Source organism: Limosilactobacillus portuensis (genome assembly GCF_028607025.1).
Taxonomy (GTDB): Bacteria; Bacillota; Bacilli; order Lactobacillales; family Lactobacillaceae; genus Limosilactobacillus; species Limosilactobacillus portuensis.
Genome location: NZ_CP117296.1, coordinates 135,910 through 159,381, shown reverse-complemented (window position 1 = coordinate 159,381; position 23,472 = coordinate 135,910). Strand labels below are relative to the sequence as shown.

The window sequence follows — 23,472 nt, the reverse complement described above, 5'->3', positions numbered from 1 at the left end:
AGAATGGTATAATATTCTTACGAAAAATAAGAAAAGGACTGATTAAAGCAACTTAACTCAAAGCAAACAACCGACTGTTAATCATGGAGACGGGATCCCATGAGATTGTTGCTTTATAGAAAATATTTGAGGAGCAAAATGAAAGAACAATATCAATTAACTACTGACGAATTAAAGAAAGAATTTAACTTAACGGACTTTACTCAAGGACTAACTAGCAAAGAAGTGCAACAAAAACTAGCTAGCGACGGTCAAAACGTTCTCGAAGTAAAGCCGACACCTAAGTGGAAGATCTTTCTTCGCCAATTTAACAACATCGTGATCTACATTCTGTTAGTCGCAACGTTGTTAACAATTATTATTGGCCACTATACTGATGCGATCGTTATTGGGGCCGTGGTTGTCTTAAATTCCTTAATCGGCTACTTTCAGGAAACGAGTGCTGCCAATGCCCTTGCTAAGATTAAGGAAATGATGGCAAACCAGGCAACGGTCTATCGTGACGGTAAGCGCCAAGATATTGACGCTGCTGACTTGGTTGTTGGGGACGTGGTTTTCCTTGAAGCTGGTGACAATGTTCCAGCCGACTTAAGAATTGTTTCTGCGGATAACTTACGGATTGAAGAATCTGCATTAACTGGTGAAACGAACTCTGTCATTAAAACGGATCAAGCATTAACTGATAATGATATTCCGTTAGCAGAACGCGTGAATATGGCATATGCTTCCACTTCTGTAACAAGCGGAAGCGGTCTGGGTGTCGTAATTGCTACTGCTGAACAAACTGAAATTGGGAAAATTTCTCAAGAAGTCGCCCACATCAAACCAAAGAAGACTCCACTTACCCGGGAAATTGATCATGTTGGGACTGTGGTTTCATACATCACGATTACAACTTCAATCATCGTCTTCATCGTTGGTTTTATGCTGAAGATTTACTCTCTTCCTGCATTAGCCCTCGCAGTTGTTGCGATGCTTGTGGGTGCGATTCCTGAAGGGTTACCGGCAATTACTTCCGTGATTCTAGCCTTTGGAATCAGTAAAATGGCCAAATTGTATAAGACAATTATTAAATCAATGCCTGCCGTAGAAACTCTCGGTTCGGTTGACGTGATTGCAACCGATAAAACTGGGACGCTGACTAAAAATGAAATGACAGCGACTGAATTGTGGGTTGGCGATCAACTCTACCAGGTTTCAGGAACTGGATACGCACCAAATGGCGAGATCAAACTTAATGGTAAAAAGGCGCCGCTCACTGACCAGCTCAAGCTCTTTGTCGAAGCTGGTTATCAAGCCAATGACACCGTCTTAAGTGAAAATAATGGTGCATGGCACATTAATGGTGAACCTACTGACGGTGCTTTCCTAACGCTTTACCATAAAGCATATGGTCCTAAGCACCAATCACAGTATGCCGAAATTGACCTATTGCCATTTGACTCTGATTACCGGTACATTGCCGAACTGACAGAGGACCAAGAAAACCATGAAAAAGTTATCTTCATCAAGGGCTCTCCTGATAAGTTATTTGAAATGGCCCAAAAAGAGGATCCTAACTTTGACCTTGCCAAGTGGCAACAACGGGTTAACGACTGGTCAAGTGCTGGTAAGCGGGTAATTGCTGTTGGGTATCAACCAGTACCAAGCAACGAAAACTTAACTGAGGTGGAACACGAGCACCTTTACCGAGGCATTAAATTCCTTGGTCTCGCTGCATTGCTTGATGCGCCACGAGAAGAGGTCATCGTTGCTCTAAAGAAGATGAATACCGCTAGGGTTCACGTTAAGATGATTACTGGTGATGATCCGCAAACCGCTCGGGCAATCGGTAAGGAACTAGGATTGACTAATGGTCCAATCAACGCCATTACCGGTGCCGAATGGGATAAGCTATCCGCAAAAGAGCGAGAAAGTGCCGCGATGAATAACCAGGTCTTTGCCCAAACGACCCCGCAAAACAAGCTTGAAATTGTTGAAGCCCTTCAAAATCAACAACAGGTCACTGCCATGGTTGGTGACGGGGTAAACGATGCTCCAGCATTAAAGAAGGCCGATATTGGGGTTGCGATGGGAATCAAGGGAACGGACGTGGCGAAGGACGCCGCTGACATGATCTTGGGTGATGACAACTTTGCTACCATGGCAGCGGTAATTAAGGAAGGTCGACGAATCTACGACAACATTAAGAAGAGTATTCTCTTCCTCCTGCCGACATCCTTTGCGGAAGGACTCGTCGTTGCTTTCTCGATTTTGACTGCTCAACAGGTTCCGCTTCAACCGGCCCAATTATTATGGATTAACTTAATTGCTGCGATTACAATCCAGTTTGCCTTTGTCTTTGAAAAGGCTGAGGATGGGATTATGGAACGTTCACCACGACCAATTACTCAGCGATTGATGAATCGTCATGATCTCTTCCAAATGGGTTATGTATCTGCATTAATGGCAATTTTCGCCTTAATTGGCTACGAATGGTTCATTCGAGGTGGTGCAAGCGAAATAAACGCCACAACAATGATGGTAAACACAATTGTTATCAGTAAGGTCTTCTACTTCTTCAGTATTAGAACTGAACAGTACGGATTAACTCAAATTAACGACATTGGCAAAAATGCCTGGGGCGTAATTGGGTTGATGATCATCTTCCAACTTATCTTAACTTACGTACCATTTATGCAGACTGCTTTCCACGTTACTGGAATCAGTCTCGCTGAATGGGGTGCCGTAATCCTCTTCTCATGCTTGATTATGATTTTCACTGAAGGAGACAAGTGGATTCGGTCGAGGATGAAAAAAGCTTAATTGTAATAAATAAGGTATCGAAACTATATTGATTCGATGCCTTATTTTTTATAATTATTGATTTTAATCATTACTACTGGATTTGATCGAATTATACATTTGACCCCATTTTTCCATTTCAATAATAATTGGTGTTAATGTTTTTCCAAAACTAGTTAATCTGTATTCTGTTCTAGGAGGGACAACCGGATATACCTTTTTCTCTATAATCTTATCTTTCTCTAATCCGTTAAGCTGCAATGATAACATTCTCCGGGAACAATTTGGCATTTTCTTTTGCAGTTCACTAAACCTACACACGTCATTTTTTATAAGATGATACAATATAACACTTTTCCATTTACCAGAAATTATCTGTAAAGTACTTTCAACAGGGCAACCTTCACTACAGTCAAAAATATGCCTTTGCAAGATGAGCACTCCTTTCAAAGGATATACTTACTCCATAATACATTGATTCTATTTACGTTACTATTAGGGAAATAATTGTTACATAGGAAATTTAAATTCTCCTCTTTTTTAATTTTTCGGTCGAGTTACTATTTGTAAGTGCAAAGTAGAAAAGAGGACTTATTATGAAAGCTATTGGTTTTACACAACATTTAGATATTAATGATCCTGAAAGTCTGTTTGAGTTTGAAAAACCTGTTCCTTCTCCTAAGGGACATGATCTATTAGTAAAAGTTAATGCTGTTTCTGTTAATCCTGTTGATATTGGTGTACGACGCAGTGGGCGTGGAAAATTAATGACACCTAAAATTATCGGTTGGGACGCTTGTGGTGTTGTCGAAAAAGTTGGCACTCACGTATCACTCTTTAAGCCTGGTGACAGAGTATTTTACGCTGGCTCCTTTAAGCGTCCCGGAAGTAACAGTGAATATCAATTAGTTGATGAACGAATTGTCGGCCACGCACCAAAGACATTAAGTGATGACGAAGCAGCTGCAATGCCTCTTACATCATTAACTGCATATGAAGCATTATTTGAACAGTTATCATTACCAACCACTAGTTCAGAAAATAAAGGTAAAACTCTCCTTATTATCAACGGCGCTGGAGGAGTAGGCTCAGTTGCAACTCAATTAGCAGCTAATGCCGGTTTAACTGTTATCGCTTCGGCCTCCCGTCCTGAAAGTATTAAGTGGGTTAAAGAGCATGGCGCTAAGCATACCGTAAACCACAGGAATAACTTAGTTGATGAAGTACGAAAGCTAGGCTACAAATATGTAGATTATATTTTGGAGCTTAAAGACATCGATAGTCACTGGAAAGAAATGTGTGAGTTAATCAAACCTGAAGGAAAAATTGCCTCAATCACCGAAAATAGGCGGCCAATCAATCTGCGTCTCTTAACTCCGAAAAAAGCCATTTTTGCCTGGGAATGGATGTACACAAAATCTTATTACCATACAGACAATATGCAGACTCAACATATTATTTTGGAAAAAATTGCACAGCTCCTTGATGAGGGTAAGTTAAAAGGAACATTAACGCAATCACTTTCTCCTCTAAATGCGGATAATCTCCGAAAGGCACATAGTTTAGTAGAGAGTGGTCACATGATTGGGAAAGTAGTTGTTTCTAAATGGGAAAATTAGGTTTGCAATTAAAATAACAGGACTTAATAACGCACATTTTAAAATTAAGCCTTGCCAAATTAAATTTCTAATGGTATTCTAAGAAACATCAAGTACACGAAAGGAGAAAGATCAATGTTAGTATTCAATAACCAATTACAACAATCTTCCTCCTCAGCCTCTAGCTCTATTCGAGGCTGAGTGATTTTAGTGTACCTATAGAACGGTTTAATGAATTACCGGGTTCACTTAATCATTTGGCACTTTCCAGATGATTAAGCGTGGACCCGGTTTTTATTATGCCGATTTTGAATTGGAGGAATGGCGATGAATAATCAACCAAAAGAAGAATTAAAACGGTCGTTAGGTTTTTGGTCGGCAATCTCGATTGTCGTGGGGACAATTATTGGTTCAGGGATCTTCTTTAAGCAGGGTTCCGTGCTTGATAGTGCCGGTTCATCAACTTTAGCCATTGCTGCCTGGGTATTTGGTGGGATTATTACCCTAACTGGTGGTTTAACCGTTGCCGAAATTGGGGCCCAAATGCCATACACTGGTGGTCTTTACGTCTACATCGAAAACCTCTATGGCCGGATTCTTGGTTTCCTTGCCGGCTGGATGCAAGTAATCGTCTATGGTCCAGCAATCATTGCTTCGGTTGCCGGCTTTATGAGTATCTTAATGGCCAATTTCTTTGGTCTTGGTGCTGAATGGCGAATTCCACTGGCTGTTATCACCGTTCTGGCAATCGGTGTAATGAACCTCTTTGAAAACAAGGTCGGAGCGATCTTTGCCATTATTACAACGGCCGGGAAAATGATTCCAATCGCAGCAATTATTATCTTCGGTCTTCTCTTCGGTAATCAGCATGCATTTGGTCAAACCGTTACCGAAGTCCAACACGCTACTGGCGGTTTTGGTGTCGCGGTTTTAGCCACCCTCTTCGGTTATGATGGCTGGATCCTAATTGCTAACCTTGGTGGTGAAATGAAGAACCCACAAAAGTTGCTACCAAAAGCAATCATCCTTGGTATCACCGCCGTTCTCGTAATCTATACTTTAATTACAATCGGAATTCTTAAATTCTTACCGGCTAACTTAATCCACCGCCTTGGTGAAAATGCCACCGCCTACTTAGCAACCAAAGCATTTGGTGCTATTGGCGGGAAACTTCTCTCGGCCGGAATTATTATCTCGATGATGGGAACCCTTAACGGAAAGATGATTACTTTCCCCCGGATCGTTTACGCAATGGCGCGTCGTGGTGATCTCCCGTTCTCACGTTTTCTTTCGTTCGTTACACCAAAGGGAAAGTCGCCAGTCGTTGCCACATTATTTATCGTGGCTCTTGCAACTGTGATGATGTTCTTCTTTGATCCAGACCACCTCTCGGATCTTTGTGTCTTTACAGTTTACTGCTTCTACCTTTTAGCATTTTTCGGCATTTTCATTCTAAGAAAGAAAAATAATGGCCCCCGTCCTTTCAGTACCCCGCTCTACCCGCTCGTGCCAATTATTGCAATTGCCGGTGGAATCTTCGTTCTTGTCAGTGAAGTCTTCAACGATCCTGCTGGTGTCCTTCTCTTCATCGGAATCGTCATCGTTGGTCTCCCAATCTTCTATGCCGTTAAAAGAATGGATGCAAAGAGAATGTAGTAGAGTGAGTAGAGTGCGAAGCCGTAAAAAGCTCCCGGATGATAACGATTTCTCTCGACGAAGGCGACTCGCGCCTAGGAGAGAGTTCGTTATCTTGAGGGAGCTTAGGCTGAGCACATTTTGGCTCTGTTGCCTGGGAGGGAGTTTGTTGTCTATAGGGGCTTCCCTGCGAACACGTTTTGACTCTGTTGCAGTAGAACGTCATCTAGGCGGAAGTTGCGGTCACGGCGAAGGAGTGAACCAGAAAACTTGTTTTCGTCTGTGAACCCTCGCAAGGCTGATTAGGCTTCTTGCTACCAACTCGTTGGTGAAAGAAGTCAATCAGCTACTGCGCACGTTTCGGCTCGGTCGCCTAGAACATTATCTTTAGCAAGTTCCTGGCGAGCAGTTCTTGACTCTGTCGCATAGAACCTGTCAAACAAACCTACAAGTCTAATAAAGGCCGAGAAACGCAAATTGCTTTTCTCGGCCTTTATCGATCTTAAATTTACTTAGTCTAATCGCGGTAAAGATCCATCTTTACTTCTTAAACATCTTAAACTCTAAGAACAAATCATTATACTCACCCAGAACACGTCGAGGAAGATCCTTATACGTTTGCAAGTGTTCCATTGTTGATTCTGGCGGGTAGAATTGCTGATCATCAGTTACAGACCGTGGCAATAGTTTCTTCGCGGCACGGTTAGGAGTCGCGTAACCAACGTATTCAGCATTCTTGGCTGCATTTTCTGGTTGAAGCATAAAGTTAATGAACTGGTAGGCAGCCTGCTTATTTTTCGCTGACTTAGGAATTACCATATTATCAAACCAAATATTGCTTCCCTCACTAGGAACAACATAGTGTAAGTGATGATTAACGCTCATCATTTCCCGAGCATCCCCAGAATAAGTTACCCCAACGGCTGCTTCATCCTGCTCCATATACATTTTCATCTCGTCCGCGATAATCGCCTTTACATTAGGTGTTAAAGCTTGAAGATGGTGTTGGGCTTGCGTTAATTGTGAATAGTTTGTTGTATTAACTGACTTCCCTTGAGTAATCAAGGCCATCGCAAAAACATCCCGTGCACTATCAATCAATAATAAATTATTCTTTAGTCGTGGATTCCAAAGCTGTTCCCAGTGTTGTACCTCTTGTCCAGCAATTTTCTGATCATTATAGATGATTCCTAACGTTCCCCAAAAATACGGAACTGAATATCGGTTCCCTGGATCAAAATTCTGATTAAGGAAGCGAGCGTCAATATAGCGCAAATTACTTAGCTTCCGGTGATCCAACGGTGCCAAAAGGTGTTCTTTCTTCATTCGTTGAACCGTATACTCACTCGGAACTACAACGTCATAGTTTGTCCCACCTTGCCGGATCTTCGTTAGCATCGATTCATTACTGTCAAAGGTTTCGTAGTCAACATGGTAGCCCGTTTGCCGCTCAAACTTTTTGATCAGCGCTGGATCAATATAATCTCCCCAGTTATAAACGGTCACGGTTTTTCCACTACTACCATTATTCTGCCGGTTCATGAAGTAATCGCCTAATGCCAGCAAACAGCATAGGGCGATAATTCCCAAGAGGGCGCCCCAAAGTTTTTTCATTGAGCATCCCCCTCTTTAACCGTAACAACCCGTTGACGACGACCTGCATGCTTACTAACAAAGTAATAACCAATTACTAATGCTAGGGACACAATGAACATCAAGGTTGATAAAGCGTTAATTTCAAGGTTAACTCCCTGACGTGCCCGAGAATAAATTTCTACTGATAGCGTCGAAAAACCATTCCCAGTAACAAAGAAGGTAACCGCAAAGTCGTCAAGCGAATAGGTCAAAGCCATAAAGTATCCCGCCATAATTCCTGGTGAAATCGCTGGTAAGATTACTCGTGATAATGCCTGCCACCTTGATGCGCCTAGGTCATAGGCAGCATCGACCAAGGTTGGCGACAATTCATTAATCTTTGGCAGCACCATCAAAACCACAATCGGAATTGAAAACGCAATGTGACTTAAAAGCACTGAAACAAAGCCTAGGCGAATGCCAAGAACAGTGAAAAAGATCAAAAAACTTGCCCCAATAATGACATCTGGTGAAACCATTAAGACATTATTTAATGACAACAAACTATTTCGCCAGGTTCCATGTGTTTCTTTAATTGCCAATGCCCCAAGCGTGCCGATAATTGTCGCAATTAAAGACGATAATACCGCAACCAGCACTGTATTGATCACGATCGTAATCATCCGGGAATCCGCAAATAAGTCGGCATAGTGCTGAAGGGAAAAGCCGTGGTAGTGTTCCATCGTTTTTCCAGAACTAAAGGAGAAGATCATTAAATACAGGATTGGTGCGTACAGAATAATAAACACTAACCCTAAATATAGCTTGCCCCACGCAACTTTCTGTCTCATCTTAATGCCGACCTCCTTTCTCACGCGTATCACCAGTAACAAACATTACAATAAACATTGCGAGGATCAAAACAACTCCAATCGTTGATCCCATCCCCCAGTTTTGGGTCGTTAAGAAGTGCTCCTCAATCGCGGTCCCTAAAGTAATTACCCGGTTACCACCGATTAACCGTGTAATCATGAAGAGGGAGAGCGAAGGGATGAAAACTGCTTGAATTCCTGCTTTTACTCCGGGCATTGATAATGGAAAAACGATTCGCCGAAAAGTCTGCCAGGAAGTTGCCCCGAGATCCTTGCTAGCATTTAGTAATGAAGGATTAATCTCGATCAGTGCATTATAGCTTGGTAAAACCATAAACGGAATTTCAATGTAGGCCGCAACGAACATAAAACTAGCGTCAGTGAAAAGGAGCTGGTGACTTCCCAAACCAACAAACCGTAAAAATTGGTTAATCGACCCGGTTCGTGAAAAAAGGCCAATAAATGCATAGGTTTTCAGCAAAAGGTTTATCCATGTCGGTAAAATAACAATCAACAACCAGAATTGGCGATTCTGCAATTGGGTAAGCACATAAGCGGTCGGGTAGCTAATTGCGAGAGTCACTACTGTAATTAAGGTCGCGTACCAAACAGAATTCAGGGTCATCTTTAAGTACGTTGGCGATGTTAGGTAATCTTGATAATTAGCCAATGTGAAATGGCTGTTAATATCAAAAAATGATTGATAAAAAATCAGTGCTAATGGGGCAACCACAAAGAGGATGATCCATAAAGCATAGGGAACAATGAACATTACTTTTTGCCGCATTAATCCTCATCCTCCTCGTAGCTATCAAGACGAGCATCAAAATCTTCTTCTGATTCGTTATACCGCATTACGTGAATATCTTCAGGATCAAACGTTAAGCCTACTTTGGCCCCGACCCTTGTTTTATGGATTGAATTAATCTTCCACTCATGGTTTCGCTGATCGTGAGCGGTAATTTGGTAGTCAACTCCCCTAAAGAGCTGCGTATCAACCGTTGCCTTTAATTTTCCCTGATCAACCGTGGTGATGTCCAAGTCTTCCGGCCGAATTACAACTTCAACCTTTTCATTAGGCTTCATTCCGGCATCTACACACTCAAAGTCCTGACCATTAATATTTACAACATAGTCCTTCTTCATTACTCCAGGAACAATATTGCTTTCACCAATGAAATCAGCAACAAAATGGTTTAACGGTTCATCATAAATGTCTACTGGGGTTCCCGTTTGCTGGATCTTGCCATCATTAATAATCATGATTTGGTCACTCATCGCTAATGCTTCTTCCTGATCATGGGTGACAAAGATAAAAGTGATCCCCAATTGTCGCTGCAACTGACGCAATTCTCGCTGCATGTCGACCCGCAATTTATGATCAAGAGCTGATAAGGCCTCATCAAGAAGGAGAACTTTCGGGCGGTTAACAATTGCGCGGGCGATTGCTACCCGTTGACGCTGGCCACCAGACATTGCGGTAATTTCCCGATTACCATAACCATCCAACCGAACAAGGTGCAGGGCTTCTTTTACCCGTTGTCGGATCGCCGTCTTTTTTACTCCTTTAATTTGGAGCCCAAATGCCACGTTTTCAGCGACATTCATGTGCGGAAATAGGGCATAATCTTGAAATACGGTATTTACTTGTCGTTTGTTGGCGGGCACGTTATTAATCGGTTGCCCATCGAAAAGGATTTCACCACTGCTAGCTTGATCAAATCCGGCAATGATTCGCAGAATTGTCGTTTTCCCAGAGCCAGATGGTCCAAGCAGAGTATAAAATTTTCCCGCTTCAACCTCAAAATCAATGTCACGAAGAACAACATTGTCATCGTAACGCTTACCAACATGTTTAAATTCCAAGATATTTTTTGCCATAATCTTCCCTCACGATTTATTTACTTCATCGTCCATAGTTAGCCAATTAATTATACTCTTTATTTATTTTCTCGGTAGTTACAATGCAATGACAATTTGGATTTATAATGGAGAATGTAAGCCAGCAGAGGACTTGCGGAAAGCCAGCAATTTCTCTTGACGAAGGCGACTCGCGCCTAAGCGGTGAACCAGAAAACTTGTTTTCGTCTGTGAACCCTCGCAAGGATGACTAGAACTTTATGGATATAAAGTTCAGCTACTGCGGAAGGAGGTTGCTGGCTCTAGCAAGTCCCTGGCGAACAGATCTTGACTCTGTAATGGTAGAACTTTATCTTGAGGAAGCTTAGGCTGAACGCGTTTAGGCTATGTTACAGTAGAATGATATAGTTAAACTTTATTTTGCAACATATTCAAGAGTTAAAGTTTCTACTGCAACTGAGTCAAAATGTGTTCCCTCGGAACTCGCTAGAGCTAACGACCTCCGAGAAGTGGTGCAAGACACCACTCCCCGGAGAAATCGTTAGCTTTCCGCGAGTTCTTTGCGAGGTCACACTCTATCAAACGTGTTCGCAGGAAAGCCCCTATAGACAACAAACTCCCTCCCAAATGCTTTCAGCATTCAGTCGGGAGAAATTGTTGTCTTACGGGCCTTCTTTACCTGCTTACACTCTATCATAACGAGGTGCTCTTCATGAAAATTAACCAATTTAGTATTACCAAGACAAGTTCTGAACAAAAATTACGTGAATTAAAGAAACTCCATTTACTGAGAGCTAATGAAGCAACGGAGCTAGATCCAACCCAAATGTGGCTCACTCTCCTTGCCCGTACTCACATGGCAAGTGAGCAGCCAATTGCGGTTCGCCAATGGCTCCACGATCTCCTTGCTACACCAACCCTTGCAATTGATGAATGGCTTGAACATGATCAGCCATTAACAACTGATGTTTTTTACTTAGTTGCTCTTCAGCTCCTTCATTTCGAGCCAGAAGTTGACTTTAATTCTAACCATCCCCTTGAAGACTGGGCACATATTGGTCTGCCGTTTGTTCAGCACACAAGCTGGTCAACGTTAGATGTTCTAGAAGCCTTTTACCTGCTTCTTAATACTCGCAATAAGGATGGACAGTCATTTATTGATCAGCTAACGAGCGAAGGCTTTCTCACCTGGTCGTACCAATTGCCGGCATATAAAAAGCCACTGTACTTTAATGGCAAGCCGCTTGCTTCCTTTGATCCAGCCAAGTTTATTCGTGAGGTAGTTTACGTTGAGACTGATATGGATACCGATTACGATGGCAAGGCTGACCTTGTTAAGGTTGAAATTCTCAGACCCGTCGATAGTAACAACGGCTTAAAGGTCCCGGCCGTCTTTACTGCTAGTCCATACAATCAGGGAACTAATGATGAATGGGGAGAAAAAGTAACCCACCATGTAAATCACCCGTTAACCCATAAGATTGCCGGGGAAAATTCTCCTACCGAACCAACCTTTCCAAAGCAATTCACCCATCGCGAGATTAAAGGAGAAAGTAAACGCGCCACAGAAGGTTTTGCGGAAACACCAGCTTATACCCTGAATAATTATCTGGCAGTACGCGGTTATGCAATTATCTACTCTGCGGGAATTGGGACTAAGGATTCTGATGGTCTTCAAACATGTGGCTCGCCTGAACAAACTGACTCAATGAAGGCAGTTGTCGAATGGCTCCATGGTGACCGGATTGCGTTTACCGATCGACATAGCGGGATTAAAATCAAGGCATGGTGGTGTAACGGCAATGTTGCAATGACTGGACGATCCTATCTTGGAACCCTGGCCACCGCCGTTGCGACAACTGCTGTTCCCGGATTAAAGGCAATCATTAGCGAAGCGGCAATCTCATCATGGTATGACTACTACCGCGAAAACGGCCTTGTTCGTGCTCCCGGCGGCTTCCAGGGTGAAGATGCCGATGTTCTGGCTGATGAAACATTCAGTCGAACAAAACGGCCAGCTGACTACCAACGAATTAAGAAAACAAATGACAAATATATTGACGGGCTTTCACAGGCAATGGACCGGAAAACCGGAAACTATAACCAATTCTGGGCTAACCGTAATTACCGACCAGCAATCAAAAATATTAAAGCAGCCGTCATGATGGTTCATGGGCTAAATGATACCAACGTCAAGCCAAGCAACGTTAAGGCGCTCTATGACGAATTACAAAAGCTTCCCGTAACCAGCAAGCTAGTCTTACACCAAGGTCAACACATCTATATCAACGCCTTTCAATCCCTTGACTTTTCTGAAATGGTTAACTTGTGGTTAGCTAATAAACTGTGGGAAAAGGATAACCATGCCGATGAAACTCTGCCAAAAGTGTTAGTTCAAGATAATACGCAGCCTGAAACCTGGTGGAAGTATAATGAATGGACTGCTGGGAACACAAGAAGGCTCTCCTTTAATAAGACGGAATTAATCACTAATGATCCGCAACTTTCTTCGGAATATCGGTTTAATGATCACCAAACTCCTGAAACCTTTGAAAAATGGTGCCGAAATATTAATGACTGGCAAGATTCATTAATTAAGGATCACGGCAAGTTCTCTTATAAATTAATGACGGCACCCGCTGGAGAAGATCTTTTACTTCGGGGAACACCTGAAGTTTCCGTTACCGTTGCTTCTTCGGCTGATCACGGGATGCTTAGTGCTCAATTAGTTGATTTTGGTACTGCTAAACGATTAACGAGTTCGCCTGTTTTATTGAACCGCAACGGCCTCCAGTTAGGTTTTCATTGGGCAAGTGATGATCTCCGTGAATTTCATTTACAAGCAAAGGCTAGTGATTACAAGGTAATTGCTGACGGCCATATCAACCTGCAAAACCGTCATAGTGCCAGTCAGGTTGATGATTTAGCAGCAAATCAGTTTGTGAAAGTCCACTTTGAGCTTCAGCCAATTTTTCATCACCTGCTTAAAGGTCATCGCCTCGGTCTGATTATTTATAGCACTGACTATGGCGCTACTCTTCGTGGTAATGAAGAGATTACCTATACTGTTAAAACAGCCGATAGTTCCTTATTGATTCCGGGAGTAATGGCACTCTAATCTCCTGCACCAACTGCTTATTTTTCACAAGTAAACTTATCCTGTGCTAGAATGGTTTGTATACTGTATTAATATACAGACAAAGGAGAGATTGAGAATGCAAACAGGAACAAAGATTATTACCCTGGATAACGGTTATCACCTTTGGACAAACACTCAGGGCGAGGGTGACATTCACTTGTTAGCTCTTCATGGTGGTCCTGGTGGTAATCATGAGTACTGGGAAGATGCCGCAGAACAGCTGAAAAAGCAAGGACTAAACGTTCAAGTTACAATGTACGACCAATTGGGCTCACTCTATTCTGATCAGCCCGACTACACAGATCCTGAAATTGCCAAGAAATACTTAACCTATGAATATTTCTTGGATGAAGTTGATGAAGTTCGTGAAAAGCTGGGACTCGATAACTTCTACCTCATTGGGCAAAGTTGGGGTGGTCTCCTCGTTCAAGAATATGCTGTCAAGTATGGTCAACACTTAAAGGGTGCCATCATTTCATCCATGGTCGATGAAATTGATGATTACGTTAAGCACGTCAACGCACTCCGGGAAAAGACGCTCTCTAAGGAAGCCGTTGACTTTATGAAGGATTGTGAAGCGAAAAATGATTACAGCAATCCAAAGTATCAAGAGTATGTTCAGGTAATGAACGAAAACTATATTGACCGGAAACAACCTTCTAAGCTTTACCACCTTAAAGATCTTGGTGGCGATGCGGTCTACAACGCCTTCCAAGGTGATAACGAATTTGTAATTACCGGGAAATTAAAGGATTGGCATTTCCGTAACCAACTTAAGAACATCAAGGTTCCAACACTGATTACTTTTGGTGAACACGAATCAATGCCACTTGCTACCGGGAAAAAGATGGCCGAATTAATTCCAAACGCTAAGTTCGTTACCACGCCAAACGGTGGTCACCACCACATGGTTGATAATCCAGATGTTTATTACAAGCATCTCGCTGATTTCATTCGGGATTGCGAACAAAACTAAAGATAATCAAAAAGCTGAGAAAATTCGAATTGGTTTTCTCGGCTTTTCTTATTCTTTGCGTTACAGATATTGATATTAGTTAATTCCTAACCATAATTGGTATACAATAAGAATGGAAAACTTAAGATTGCGAGGTTTACTTTATGGCACACCAAATTACAAATTTCATTTTTGATATTGATGGAACCCTCATTAATACTTATGAGAAATACATGCCACCAATGATTGATGTAATGGAAAAACATGGCTACCATGTTCCTGCTGACCAAGTTGATTCTCTCAAAAGAAAACTCTTTGGTATCACCGGTGCTGATTCTTTACGTCAGGGCGGTGTCAAAGAGGAGGACATCCCCGAAATGGTCGATGAATGGCGCGCGTTATCTTTCCAACGTGAAGATTTAGTAACGGTTTTCCCTGGAATTGAGGAAATGGTTACGGGACTAGCTGCTCGTCCTGACACGAAATTAGCAATTGCAACATCTAAGGTTCGCGAAGATTATCAGGAACACTTTGTCAATGACTACGACTGGACGAAATATTTTGATGTTGCCGTAACTGAGGAGTTAACTAGCAAGCACAAACCGGATCCTGACCCAATCTTGTTGGCAATGGACAAGCTTGGTGCCCGTCCCGAAAATTCAGTTTACGTTGGTGATACGATCAACGATCTGAAAGCCGCTCATAATGCTGGCATTAAATTTGCTGGTGCATTATATGGCTCATCTCAGCCGCAGAATATTCAAGACGCTGATTACCCGCTCCATAAACCACAAGACTTATTGAAGATTGATTAAAAATAATTGAAGTTGAGAATCAGTAAGTTTCAAAACTAACAATTATAGAAGGGGACTGTGACATAAGTACTTTTACCAAGTTCAAATACGAACAGCGCGGTACGCAAATGGGTTCCAGTGTCCGGTATAACCGAACTCTGGAACCCTATTTGCGCTCGCGGGGGCGTGAAAACGAAGTCATAAATGACTTCTGTCACGCTCCCTTCTTTACTCTATTAAATTAGTAGCTCTCTTGCTTACTTCTTAAATAATTGCGCCATCTTGGCTGCAACCTCAGGATCAAGGTTGTCTGCCAAAGTACCGGTGTTATTTGACGTGGCTGTTTGCTGGCTATTCTTAATTATTTCGGCTAAATTATCAGCAACTGCCTGTTCACCAATTTCAATCGGGTTGATAGTAAGTCGTCCACCAGCAGCATCAGCATGACCACCGCCATTAAAGTATTTCTCAGCGAACTTAGCAACATCAAGTTTACCGTTACTTCGCAGGGAAACACTAACTGGGCTAATTACTAACGCTGCATCGACATCAGGATGCTGGATCAGTAATTCATGAGCAATTTCGGACTTATAATCGTCAGCATAAACAAGCCCCAATTGATGGCCAGCAATTTTTGTAATTAGGGTATCCTTCAAATGGCTCTTTAGGTACTTTGCCCGACGTTCGTTAAGCGTCTTAATCAGAAGCTGATTTTGCTTTGCATATTCTTCCCAGCCAACACTAAAGACGTTTGCAACGAATGATGCCGAGTCTTGTAGAGGATAGAACCAGAATAACTGGTCAAAGTTATCAGCAGCAACCCGTTCTTCTTCACTAATATTCGGATCATTTTGCCAATCCCATGTGTCGTAAGCTCGAATAAGTTCCACAAGATACTCAAGCTGTTGTCGGCGGTCTTCACTTAGCTCCATGAAATGCGGTTGACTTGTTAACCAATCCCAAACAAGACTCGTTGCACTTGGGTTTACTTTTGGATTTGCTGGCCGAATACTGTTAGCTGAATATTGTTCTCGTAATTCAGCTTCAGTTTCATGATGATCAAATACCAACCAGTGGTTAGCAAAATTAGTGTTTAACTGCTTAAACGTGTAGTCACTATCTGGCGTCATATCCATAATGTAAACATCGGTAGTACGACTTGCTTCTGGGGTCTGCAACCACTTAGCGAATTCTTCATCAATTCGACCTGCACCGCAATTGGTAAGATCAAATTCACTATGAGGAAACATCGTCTCTTTAACCGTCTCTAACAATAGCGGTGCCCCAAAGCCATCTAAGTCGTTGTGTGAGAAAATTTTAATTACCTGATTTGCCATGATTAATACCATTTCCTTTGCTTAATCCTAACCAATTATACCAAGAAGCTTATTCATATGTCCTGACACTTTCCAAACTTCTTGGTATGATTATCATTAGTAAGCATTTAGAAAGGATAAAGTACCTATGCAAATATACGATTATCGTCATGAGCTGATCGAATTACTAGAAAACACTAGTAGCGACCAGCAGAGTTTACGGCAAACACTCCAAAGTTTAAACACAGTGATTAATATTTTAAATCACTACGAAGATACTCAAACATCAACATCGCCTCAAAGGCCTAAGCAACTCGCCCAGCCTGAAAATAAGGCAATTCGACCAGCTCCACGAATTCGGCAGGCAAGCCATTCCTCCCTTCTTACCGGTCCAGCACACAAGGTGACACCTAATTCTCTTAAACGGCCAGTCACTCCAGAACCAGTCACGGTCGAAAAAGTTTCTCAAGAAGAGCGACTAGCGGCAGATGATCTTTACCTTGTTCACCGAAAATTAAGTGGTGCTGAGATTAATCACCATTATTACAACGAGGCAGTGATTCATTCACTTCACTTTCCGCTTGAAGACGGTGATATTGTTCAACTCGATCCCCAACAAACGGTTCGTGGCCTGCCCGCAATTCGTCGAGTGACCGCTGACCACTTGGATAATTACGAGCCAAAAAAGATTGAAGTAATTGAGTACGCCGAATTAAGTAGCGTTCCTGGCTCAGACGTCTTGCAAATTAATGCTACGCTAAAGGGTAATTCAATCTTGGATAAAGATTCAGCTAATACGATTGTTATTGATCCATTTAAGTTCCCTGGGCGAAGTCTCAAGGCTGGAATGGTGGTCGACTACGCCTATTTCGATCATGGAAATGGTCTTGAAGATGCTAAGAATGGGTTAATTCGCTGGATTCACGAAAAACAGGACTTCGACACAACCAAACAGCCTGCTAAACCAAAGCAGGTTAAGAAGCCTGTTCATCCGCGACACGATTACGAGAAAAAATTGGATTACGATCTGAAACAACGAATCGTTCTCCTGATTACTGGTGATCGGGAACGTTCACAAGAATTAAAGGCAGTTGTTGATAAGCACCATGGAATTTACCATGCCCTTGACGCTTCCATGGAAGATAAAGTCTCCAGCAGTAAAATGAAACGGGAAATTCGTGAGGCTGACTTCATTGTGGTCTGCATTGATAAAATTCATCATCGAATTAGCCAGTTAGCAAATCATCATGCCAAGCGTTACGAAAAACCGCTAGCAATCGCGAATACAACAACAAATACTGCTGTTGAACGAGCAATTGCACGGGCTTTGAATGGTGACCCTGCCTATGCACAAACAAGCGAAGATATGGCTAATTACCAGAAAAAATAAAAAAATTCTAAAAAACTTGTTGACTTTTATTAAAAACTAGTTAGAATAATTAAATAACAATTTAATTATTCGATCGCAATGAGAAAGAAGAGTAAATTAACGATATCCATTAGCGAGTCTCGTTAGGTGGAAGGAGACAGGTTCAACGTTAATCGAAAATCACTTTCGAGCTTAAGTCTTAATTCATAGTAAGACTTAATGGTAGCACCCATTAACGTGCCAGCGTATCGCCCAGTCCCGGGTCGTACGTGTAAGGTATTATCAGTAATGATGATACGAAGATAGGGTGGTACCACGCTCGAGCGTCCCTTAACCAAAGTAATTTTGGTTAAGGGACCTTTTTGTTGGGATCAAAGCAATTATTTAACGTTTTTCCTAGGAGGGAATTGATTATGCAGGATTTAACAACAAAAAAGTTAACATTTAAGCAATACTTAGTTGTTGCTTCGTTACTATTTGGGCTATTCTTTGGTGCCGGAAACTTGATTTTCCCGCTTCACCTTGGACAGTTAGCTGGTGCGAATTGGGGCCCAGCTGCTCTTGGTTTCTTAGTTACTGGGGTCTTACTCCCATTACTTTCTGTTCTTGCCATCGCTGTTACCCGTGCTGAAGGGGTTTACGATGTTGGTCGACCACTCGGTGCAGCATTTGCCCTAGTCTTCATGGTCTTAATTCACGCTACCATCGGTCCTTTATTCGGGACCCCACGGACAGCAACCGTTTCATTTACCGTTGGGGTTGCGCCATTCGTTCCAAAAGCTGCTCAAGGCTGGTCACTATTGCTTTTCTCAGCAGTGTTCTTTGTCTTAGCATTTGCCTTTTCTTACAAGGAAAACAGCATTCTTTCAAACGTTGGTAAAGTTTTGAACCCTGTCTTCTTGGCACTTCTATTCTTAGTCTTCGTAGTTGCGTTCGCTAATCCGTTGGGGAACCCAGCTACTGCACCAGTAACTAGCGCTTACGTTCACAGTGCCGTTACTAATGGTTTCCTTGAAGGATACAACACAATGGATGCTCTAGCAGGTCTTGCCTTTGGGGTTACTGTTGTTACCGCAATTAAAGGGATGGGCGTTCGTCGTCCAGGTGCTGTTTCAAAGGTTGTTACAAAATCTGGTGTTCTCGCAGTTGGTGCTATCGGTTTCATCTACCTTCTTCTAATCGTCCTTGGTGCAATGTCACTTGGTCGCTTTAAGGTTTCACCTGATGGTGGTGTTGCTTTCAACCAATTAGTTAACGCTTATGCAGGTGCATTTGGTCAAGTTGTTCTAGCATTCTTATTAACTGTTACTTGTTTAACTACTGCTGTTGGTTTGGTTGCTGCCTTTGCTCAAGACTTCCACAAGCACTTCCCAAAGGTTAGTTACCACACCTGGTTAGCACTTAGTTGCCTTGCTTCATTCTTAACTGCTAACTTCGGTTTGGATCAAATCATCGCTTGGTCAACTCCAATGCTAATGTTCCTTTACCCACTATCAATGGTCTTAATCGTTCTTTCAGTTGCTTCACCACTCTTCCATCGTGATGGCGTTGTTTACTTCTTCGTTGTCCTTTTGACTGTGGTTCCAGCACTTGGTGATATGGTTGTTGCTTTCCCAGCCGTTGTAAGTCAAAGTTCATTTGGCCTCTGGGTAGCCGGTGTCCGGAAGATGATGCCACTCGCCTCAATGGGTCTCTCATGGGTTGTTCCAGCACTTGTTGGTTTAGTTGTCGGGCTCGCATTCCACTTCTTCCGCCACAACCAAGTTAACGTTAAGCAGACAGAAGTTGATTAGTCTAATCTAATAATCGCCATTAATTAAAAACTCCAATCTAAAAAACTCAGTTCAGGATGTCACCATTCTGGGCTGAGTTTTTTACATGGTAAATGTGCGTGCCGTGACCTTCCGTCTACTGTAGCAGAGTCGAAACGTGCTTTGCCCGAGTTTCCTAGAGCTAGCGACCTCCTTCCGCAGTAGCTGACTGAACTTTATATCCCAACAAGTTGGTTATAAAGTCCTAGTCAGCCTTGCGAGGGTTCACAGACGAAAACAAGTTTTCTGGTTCACCGCTTAGGCGCTAGTCGCCTTCGTCGAGAGAAATCGTTAGTTTCTACTGCAACAAAGCCGAAACGTGTTCGCAGGGAAGCCCCTATAGACAACAAACTCCCTCCCAGATGCTTTCAGCATCCAGTCGGGAGAAATTGTTGTCTTACGGGTCTTCTTTACCTGCTCACACTCTACTTGTCATACCTCTCCAATCCAAACTTTTGGATAGCATAGATGAGTTTGTTGGCGTAGTTCGGGTCGGTGGCATAGCCGTTCTTTTGGAGTTCTTGAGCGGCTTTTCGGTAATTAGTATTGGTGCGGACACCATCGAAGCGGTGATGGTTGTCCTTGGTTCCATTAACAATAATATTAGTATGAGCCTTAATTGAATCATCCCATGTTTGGTAAACAGCAAAGTATTGAGGAATGTACCGTTGCTTACCATTAATGTTTTCAATGGTATACATCCGTACCTTATCTTCACCCTTACTTGCCTTCATGCCGAACAAGTTGTTGTATTTATTACCGAGCCGACTATTTCCCCACTGGGACTCTAATCCAGCTTGCGCAATTGTGATACTTGCTGGGATGCCATACTTCTTCTGTTCACGCTGAGCTGCTGGCGCCACCTGAGAGACAAACTGTTGAACAGTCATGTTTTGGTCGTGAATTTGTCGGGGGTACCCTGACAATGGACTATTCTTAATGGTTAGTCCACAAATCGTAAAGACGACAACAAGAAAAACGATTGTAATTGCAGAAATAATTTTAGTTTCTTTTTTCATATTTATTCCTCTTTAACTAAGTATTCGCGCTTATTATAAACAATCATTTATTATAAAGCGAGAAGTTTTAAAACTTCTTTAATAAGTCCTTTTTAACATCATTAAAGTGTTTTGCATCAGTAACCTTCATCTTTGGGAAGCTCCTAATCAGCCGACGTTGGTTCCAGGAAAGGTGCTGGTTAAACCGTCGCGTATCTTCACTATTAATGATCTCTGCCCGCCAATTAGCCAGCCGCTGCTTTAAGCGATGTTCTTCCGCAGGCTTGGCTTCTTGGATTAGTTCATGCAAGTGTTCAAACCGTTGATTAATCCGGTTATCCCATTGTTTAGTAGATGTATGAAGTCGGTGAACACTGAACATCGTCAAAATCGTATCAGTGCCCATTACAAGAACGATTATAACAGCCAGCCAACCGTGCGTCCGTGCTTCTTCCCAATTAATTATTCGCTGGATAAAAGGTTGGATGTACTTAACTAAGAAAACCACACCGATCCCCCAGAACAATGATATTTCTGGAGCAACTCTTCCCTGGATGTTTCCTTTCAGTTTAGAATAATCCCAGAGCTTCATATGAAAGACTTTCTCCAAAAAGAGACTCGCAAAATATTCAAAGATGCTAGCAACGATAAAGCCAACAATAAATAGGAGAATTAAATTATTTTTAACGGGTTCCGCTGTAATTAAAATCGTGGTAACAGCAAATCCATAAACTGGACAATATGGACCAAAAAGGAATCCACGGTAGGCATAGTGATGATCCTTAATCGAACAATAAAAGGTTTCCCATAACCAGCCAACTACCGAATAGGTAAAAAATAAGACAATAATTTCTGAAATTGAGTAATGCATGGTCCGGCACCCTCCCTTCATCAATTATTGTCTCATATTTTTTACTTTAAGCTAAGTTTTTCAACATTCAGGATCTTATCAAGCCAGCCTTCATAGAAACTTTGTTCGTGACTAACTAAAATTAAATTTCCCGGGAAATTTTGTAATGCCGTTTTCAATCCTTCCTTAGTTTCATCATCAAGGTGGTTTGTTGGTTCATCCATGATCAAAAAGTTAGACGGGGTTAACTCTAAAATTGCCAGCTTAACCTTCGTTTGTTCGCCACCTGAAAGCAGGTGTAACGGCTTCATTGTATTTGCCGCATTAATTCCTGCCCGAGCTAGCTTTTGCCGAATAGTTTTGGGCTGCATCGTTGGGAACATATTTTGAATTGTCTGTAATGGGGTTAATGACGGGTCATCCCATTCAAGATCCTGATCAAAGTAGTTAACCTTAGCGGATGGTGAAAAAGTTGCTGTTCCACCAAGAGCAGGAATTTTCTTTAAAATCGACTTAATCAACGTTGACTTCCCAACACCGTTAAATCCTGTGAAAAGCAGCTTTTCTCCCATCGTCATTGAAAATGTCACCGGTGCTAACAATGGATGACCATAACCAACGGAAAGGTTTTCGACCCGAAGCGCGTTCGCGGAGCCGGTATTTTCATACGGAAACTTAAAAGTTGCTTTTAAATTATCTGTCGGTGGATCAATCCGCTTCATCCGGGCCAGCATCTTTTCCCGCGACTTAGCCATCGTTGATTTTGACCCCGCCTTATTTTTTCGAATAAACCGTTCAGCCTTTTCAATAACAACCTGTTGTTTTTCGTATTCCCGCTCTTGGGTTTCCTTGCGCTCCTCCTTTTGTCGCATTGCCTGTTCAAAGCTCCCCCGATATTTGGTAATTTTCCCGAAGGCAACATCACAAATCGTATTCGTTACCTGTTCCAAAAAATCATAATCGTGAGAGATGATCATCGCTGCACCATCGAAGTCGTTTAAGTAGTCAATCAACCACTCAATGTGGGCCGTATCAAGGTAGTTAGTAGGTTCATCAAGCAGGATTACATCCGGTTGCTCAAGTAACATCTTCGCTAAGATAATCTTAGAACGTTGGCCACCACTCATTTCAGAGACAACGTGATCCTTCCCAATTTCGGTTAACCCTAACCCATTCATTACTCGCTCAACTTCGGTCTCAATATCATAGAAATTATGAGCATCCAATTGTTCTTGGAGCCGACCTGCTTTAGTTAACAGTTCATCATCCATCTTTTGAGCATATTCTTCGTACAGCTTATTCATCCGGTCATTGATTTCATAAAGATCAGCAAAGGCGGTATGAAGGAACTTGATCAGAGTCATCCCCTTAGGAATATCAACGTACTGGTCTAAGTAACCAATTTTAACGTTCTTAGCCCAAGTTACCGTTCCCGACACCGGAAGGACTTTCCCAATCAAAATCTTAATTAAGGTACTTTTACCAGCACCATTTTGACCAATAATTCCCATATGCTCATGTTTTTCAAGCTGAAAGCTAGCGTCATCGTAGAGTTGCTTATCCGCATAACTCATTGTCAATCCCTTGACATCTAATACTGCCATGTCTTCTCTCCTCATTTTTCCGTTTAAACTGCTTAATATGGTAACACAAATCAAATTCCTCTCCAAACTGATTATTAAAGGAATCTCATTTTCACCTTGACATCCAGATCATCCTTCGCTAAACTATAAGCAATCTTAAGTGAACGGAGAATGTTAAATGATTATGTCTCACACCATCAAGTTAAATACTTGGCAAAGCCGGTAATTCGGGTTGAGTTCGTCATGGATGCAACCTGAGATGACAGATTGCATCTGTGCCGGCTGAGAAGTGATCATTTATTCAGTCTGCATGGATCCTACATGCAGGCTTTT

Annotated in this window: 17 protein-coding genes and 1 other annotated feature; of the genes, 8 read left to right on the top strand and 9 right to left on the bottom strand. The window is 42.2% G+C overall.

Annotation, left to right across the window (positions count from 1 at the left end):
* Window positions 1-138: 138 nt before the first annotated feature.
* Window positions 139-2,805, top strand: coding sequence for an HAD-IC family P-type ATPase (locus PRK60_RS00725; RefSeq protein ID WP_273646126.1), 2,667 nt, complete (start codon window positions 139-141; stop codon window positions 2,803-2,805).
* A gap of 63 nt (window positions 2,806-2,868) precedes the next feature.
* Here PRK60_RS00725 and PRK60_RS00720 read toward each other — a convergent pair whose 3' ends face one another.
* Window positions 2,869-3,216, bottom strand: coding sequence for a winged helix-turn-helix transcriptional regulator (locus tag PRK60_RS00720; RefSeq protein ID WP_102168341.1), 348 nt, complete (start codon window positions 3,214-3,216; stop codon window positions 2,869-2,871).
* A gap of 164 nt (window positions 3,217-3,380) precedes the next feature.
* Between PRK60_RS00720 and PRK60_RS00715 the strand changes: the two genes are divergently transcribed.
* Both PRK60_RS00715 and PRK60_RS00710 read left to right on the top strand, forming a co-directional pair.
* Window positions 3,381-4,403 carry a zinc-binding alcohol dehydrogenase family protein gene (locus tag PRK60_RS00715; protein ID WP_102168342.1) on the top strand — a complete coding sequence of 341 codons (1,023 nt, stop codon included), beginning with the start codon at window positions 3,381-3,383 and terminating at the stop codon, window positions 4,401-4,403.
* Window positions 4,404-4,709: 306 nt separating this feature from the next.
* Window positions 4,710-6,038 (top strand): APC family permease, encoded by a 1,329-nt coding sequence (locus tag PRK60_RS00710; RefSeq protein WP_102168343.1) that lies wholly within the window; start codon window positions 4,710-4,712, stop codon window positions 6,036-6,038.
* A 519-nt stretch (window positions 6,039-6,557) separates the two neighbouring features.
* Here the strand turns inward: PRK60_RS00710 and PRK60_RS00705 are convergent.
* Genes PRK60_RS00705 through PRK60_RS00690 form a run of 4 tightly spaced genes read right to left on the bottom strand, consistent with a single transcriptional unit; the run spans window position 6,558 to window position 10,345 of the window.
* On the bottom strand, window positions 6,558-7,631 hold the full coding sequence (locus PRK60_RS00705; protein ID WP_102168344.1) for an ABC transporter substrate-binding protein: 1,074 nt from the start codon (window positions 7,629-7,631) through the stop codon (window positions 6,558-6,560).
* Window positions 7,628-8,443 carry an ABC transporter permease gene (locus PRK60_RS00700; protein WP_191912503.1) on the bottom strand — a complete coding sequence of 272 codons (816 nt, stop codon included), beginning with the start codon at window positions 8,441-8,443 and terminating at the stop codon, window positions 7,628-7,630. Before PRK60_RS00700 ends, PRK60_RS00705 begins: the two co-directional genes overlap by 4 nt.
* Before the next feature lies 1 nt (window position 8,444).
* Window positions 8,445-9,251 carry an ABC transporter permease gene (locus tag PRK60_RS00695; RefSeq protein ID WP_273646125.1) on the bottom strand — a complete coding sequence of 269 codons (807 nt, stop codon included), beginning with the start codon at window positions 9,249-9,251 and terminating at the stop codon, window positions 8,445-8,447.
* Window positions 9,251-10,345 carry an ABC transporter ATP-binding protein gene (locus tag PRK60_RS00690; RefSeq protein WP_273646124.1) on the bottom strand — a complete coding sequence of 365 codons (1,095 nt, stop codon included), beginning with the start codon at window positions 10,343-10,345 and terminating at the stop codon, window positions 9,251-9,253. The genes PRK60_RS00695 and PRK60_RS00690 overlap by 1 nt, the downstream gene beginning before the upstream one ends.
* A gap of 691 nt (window positions 10,346-11,036) precedes the next feature.
* Here PRK60_RS00690 and PRK60_RS00685 point away from each other — a divergent pair.
* From PRK60_RS00685 to PRK60_RS00675, 3 genes are all read left to right on the top strand, one after another.
* The gene (locus tag PRK60_RS00685; protein WP_273646123.1) at window positions 11,037-13,442 is read left to right on the top strand and encodes a Xaa-Pro dipeptidyl-peptidase; all 2,406 of its coding nucleotides are present in this window, start codon (window positions 11,037-11,039) and stop codon (window positions 13,440-13,442) included.
* Window positions 13,443-13,539: 97 nt separating this feature from the next.
* Window positions 13,540-14,439 carry a proline-specific peptidase family protein gene (locus tag PRK60_RS00680; RefSeq protein ID WP_102168349.1) on the top strand — a complete coding sequence of 300 codons (900 nt, stop codon included), beginning with the start codon at window positions 13,540-13,542 and terminating at the stop codon, window positions 14,437-14,439.
* Window positions 14,440-14,582: 143 nt separating this feature from the next.
* The gene (locus PRK60_RS00675) at window positions 14,583-15,233 is read left to right on the top strand and encodes an HAD family hydrolase (RefSeq protein ID WP_102168350.1); all 651 of its coding nucleotides are present in this window, start codon (window positions 14,583-14,585) and stop codon (window positions 15,231-15,233) included.
* A 236-nt stretch (window positions 15,234-15,469) separates the two neighbouring features.
* Here the strand turns inward: PRK60_RS00675 and PRK60_RS00670 are convergent, their stop codons facing one another.
* On the bottom strand, window positions 15,470-16,549 hold the full coding sequence (locus PRK60_RS00670; protein ID WP_148444501.1) for a DHHA1 domain-containing protein: 1,080 nt from the start codon (window positions 16,547-16,549) through the stop codon (window positions 15,470-15,472).
* A gap of 127 nt (window positions 16,550-16,676) precedes the next feature.
* Here PRK60_RS00670 and PRK60_RS00665 point away from each other — a divergent pair, with 127 nt between their 5' ends.
* Together PRK60_RS00665 and brnQ are read left to right on the top strand one after the other, a co-directional pair.
* Window positions 16,677-17,918 carry a DUF2325 domain-containing protein gene (locus PRK60_RS00665; RefSeq protein ID WP_102168352.1) on the top strand — a complete coding sequence of 414 codons (1,242 nt, stop codon included), beginning with the start codon at window positions 16,677-16,679 and terminating at the stop codon, window positions 17,916-17,918.
* Window positions 17,919-17,987: 69 nt separating this feature from the next.
* Window positions 17,988-18,231 (top strand) — a binding site (T-box leader).
* Between the two features lie 79 nt (window positions 18,232-18,310).
* Entirely contained in the window at window positions 18,311-19,690 is a 1,380-nt protein-coding gene (brnQ, locus tag PRK60_RS00660; RefSeq protein WP_242334668.1) for a branched-chain amino acid transport system II carrier protein, read from the top strand.
* Window positions 19,691-20,133: 443 nt separating this feature from the next.
* On the opposite strand, the gene PRK60_RS00655 is transcribed toward brnQ, so the two are convergent.
* From PRK60_RS00655 to PRK60_RS00645, 3 genes are all read right to left on the bottom strand, one after another.
* Window positions 20,134-20,727, bottom strand: coding sequence for a glycoside hydrolase family 73 protein (locus tag PRK60_RS00655; protein WP_102168354.1), 594 nt, complete (start codon window positions 20,725-20,727; stop codon window positions 20,134-20,136).
* Between the two features lie 67 nt (window positions 20,728-20,794).
* Complete coding sequence (locus tag PRK60_RS00650; protein ID WP_148444503.1) at window positions 20,795-21,577, bottom strand: putative ABC transporter permease; 783 nt, start codon at window positions 21,575-21,577, stop codon at window positions 20,795-20,797.
* A gap of 41 nt (window positions 21,578-21,618) precedes the next feature.
* Complete coding sequence (locus PRK60_RS00645; RefSeq protein ID WP_102168356.1) at window positions 21,619-23,160, bottom strand: ABC-F family ATP-binding cassette domain-containing protein; 1,542 nt, start codon at window positions 23,158-23,160, stop codon at window positions 21,619-21,621.
* Between the last annotated feature and the right edge of the window lie 312 nt (window positions 23,161-23,472).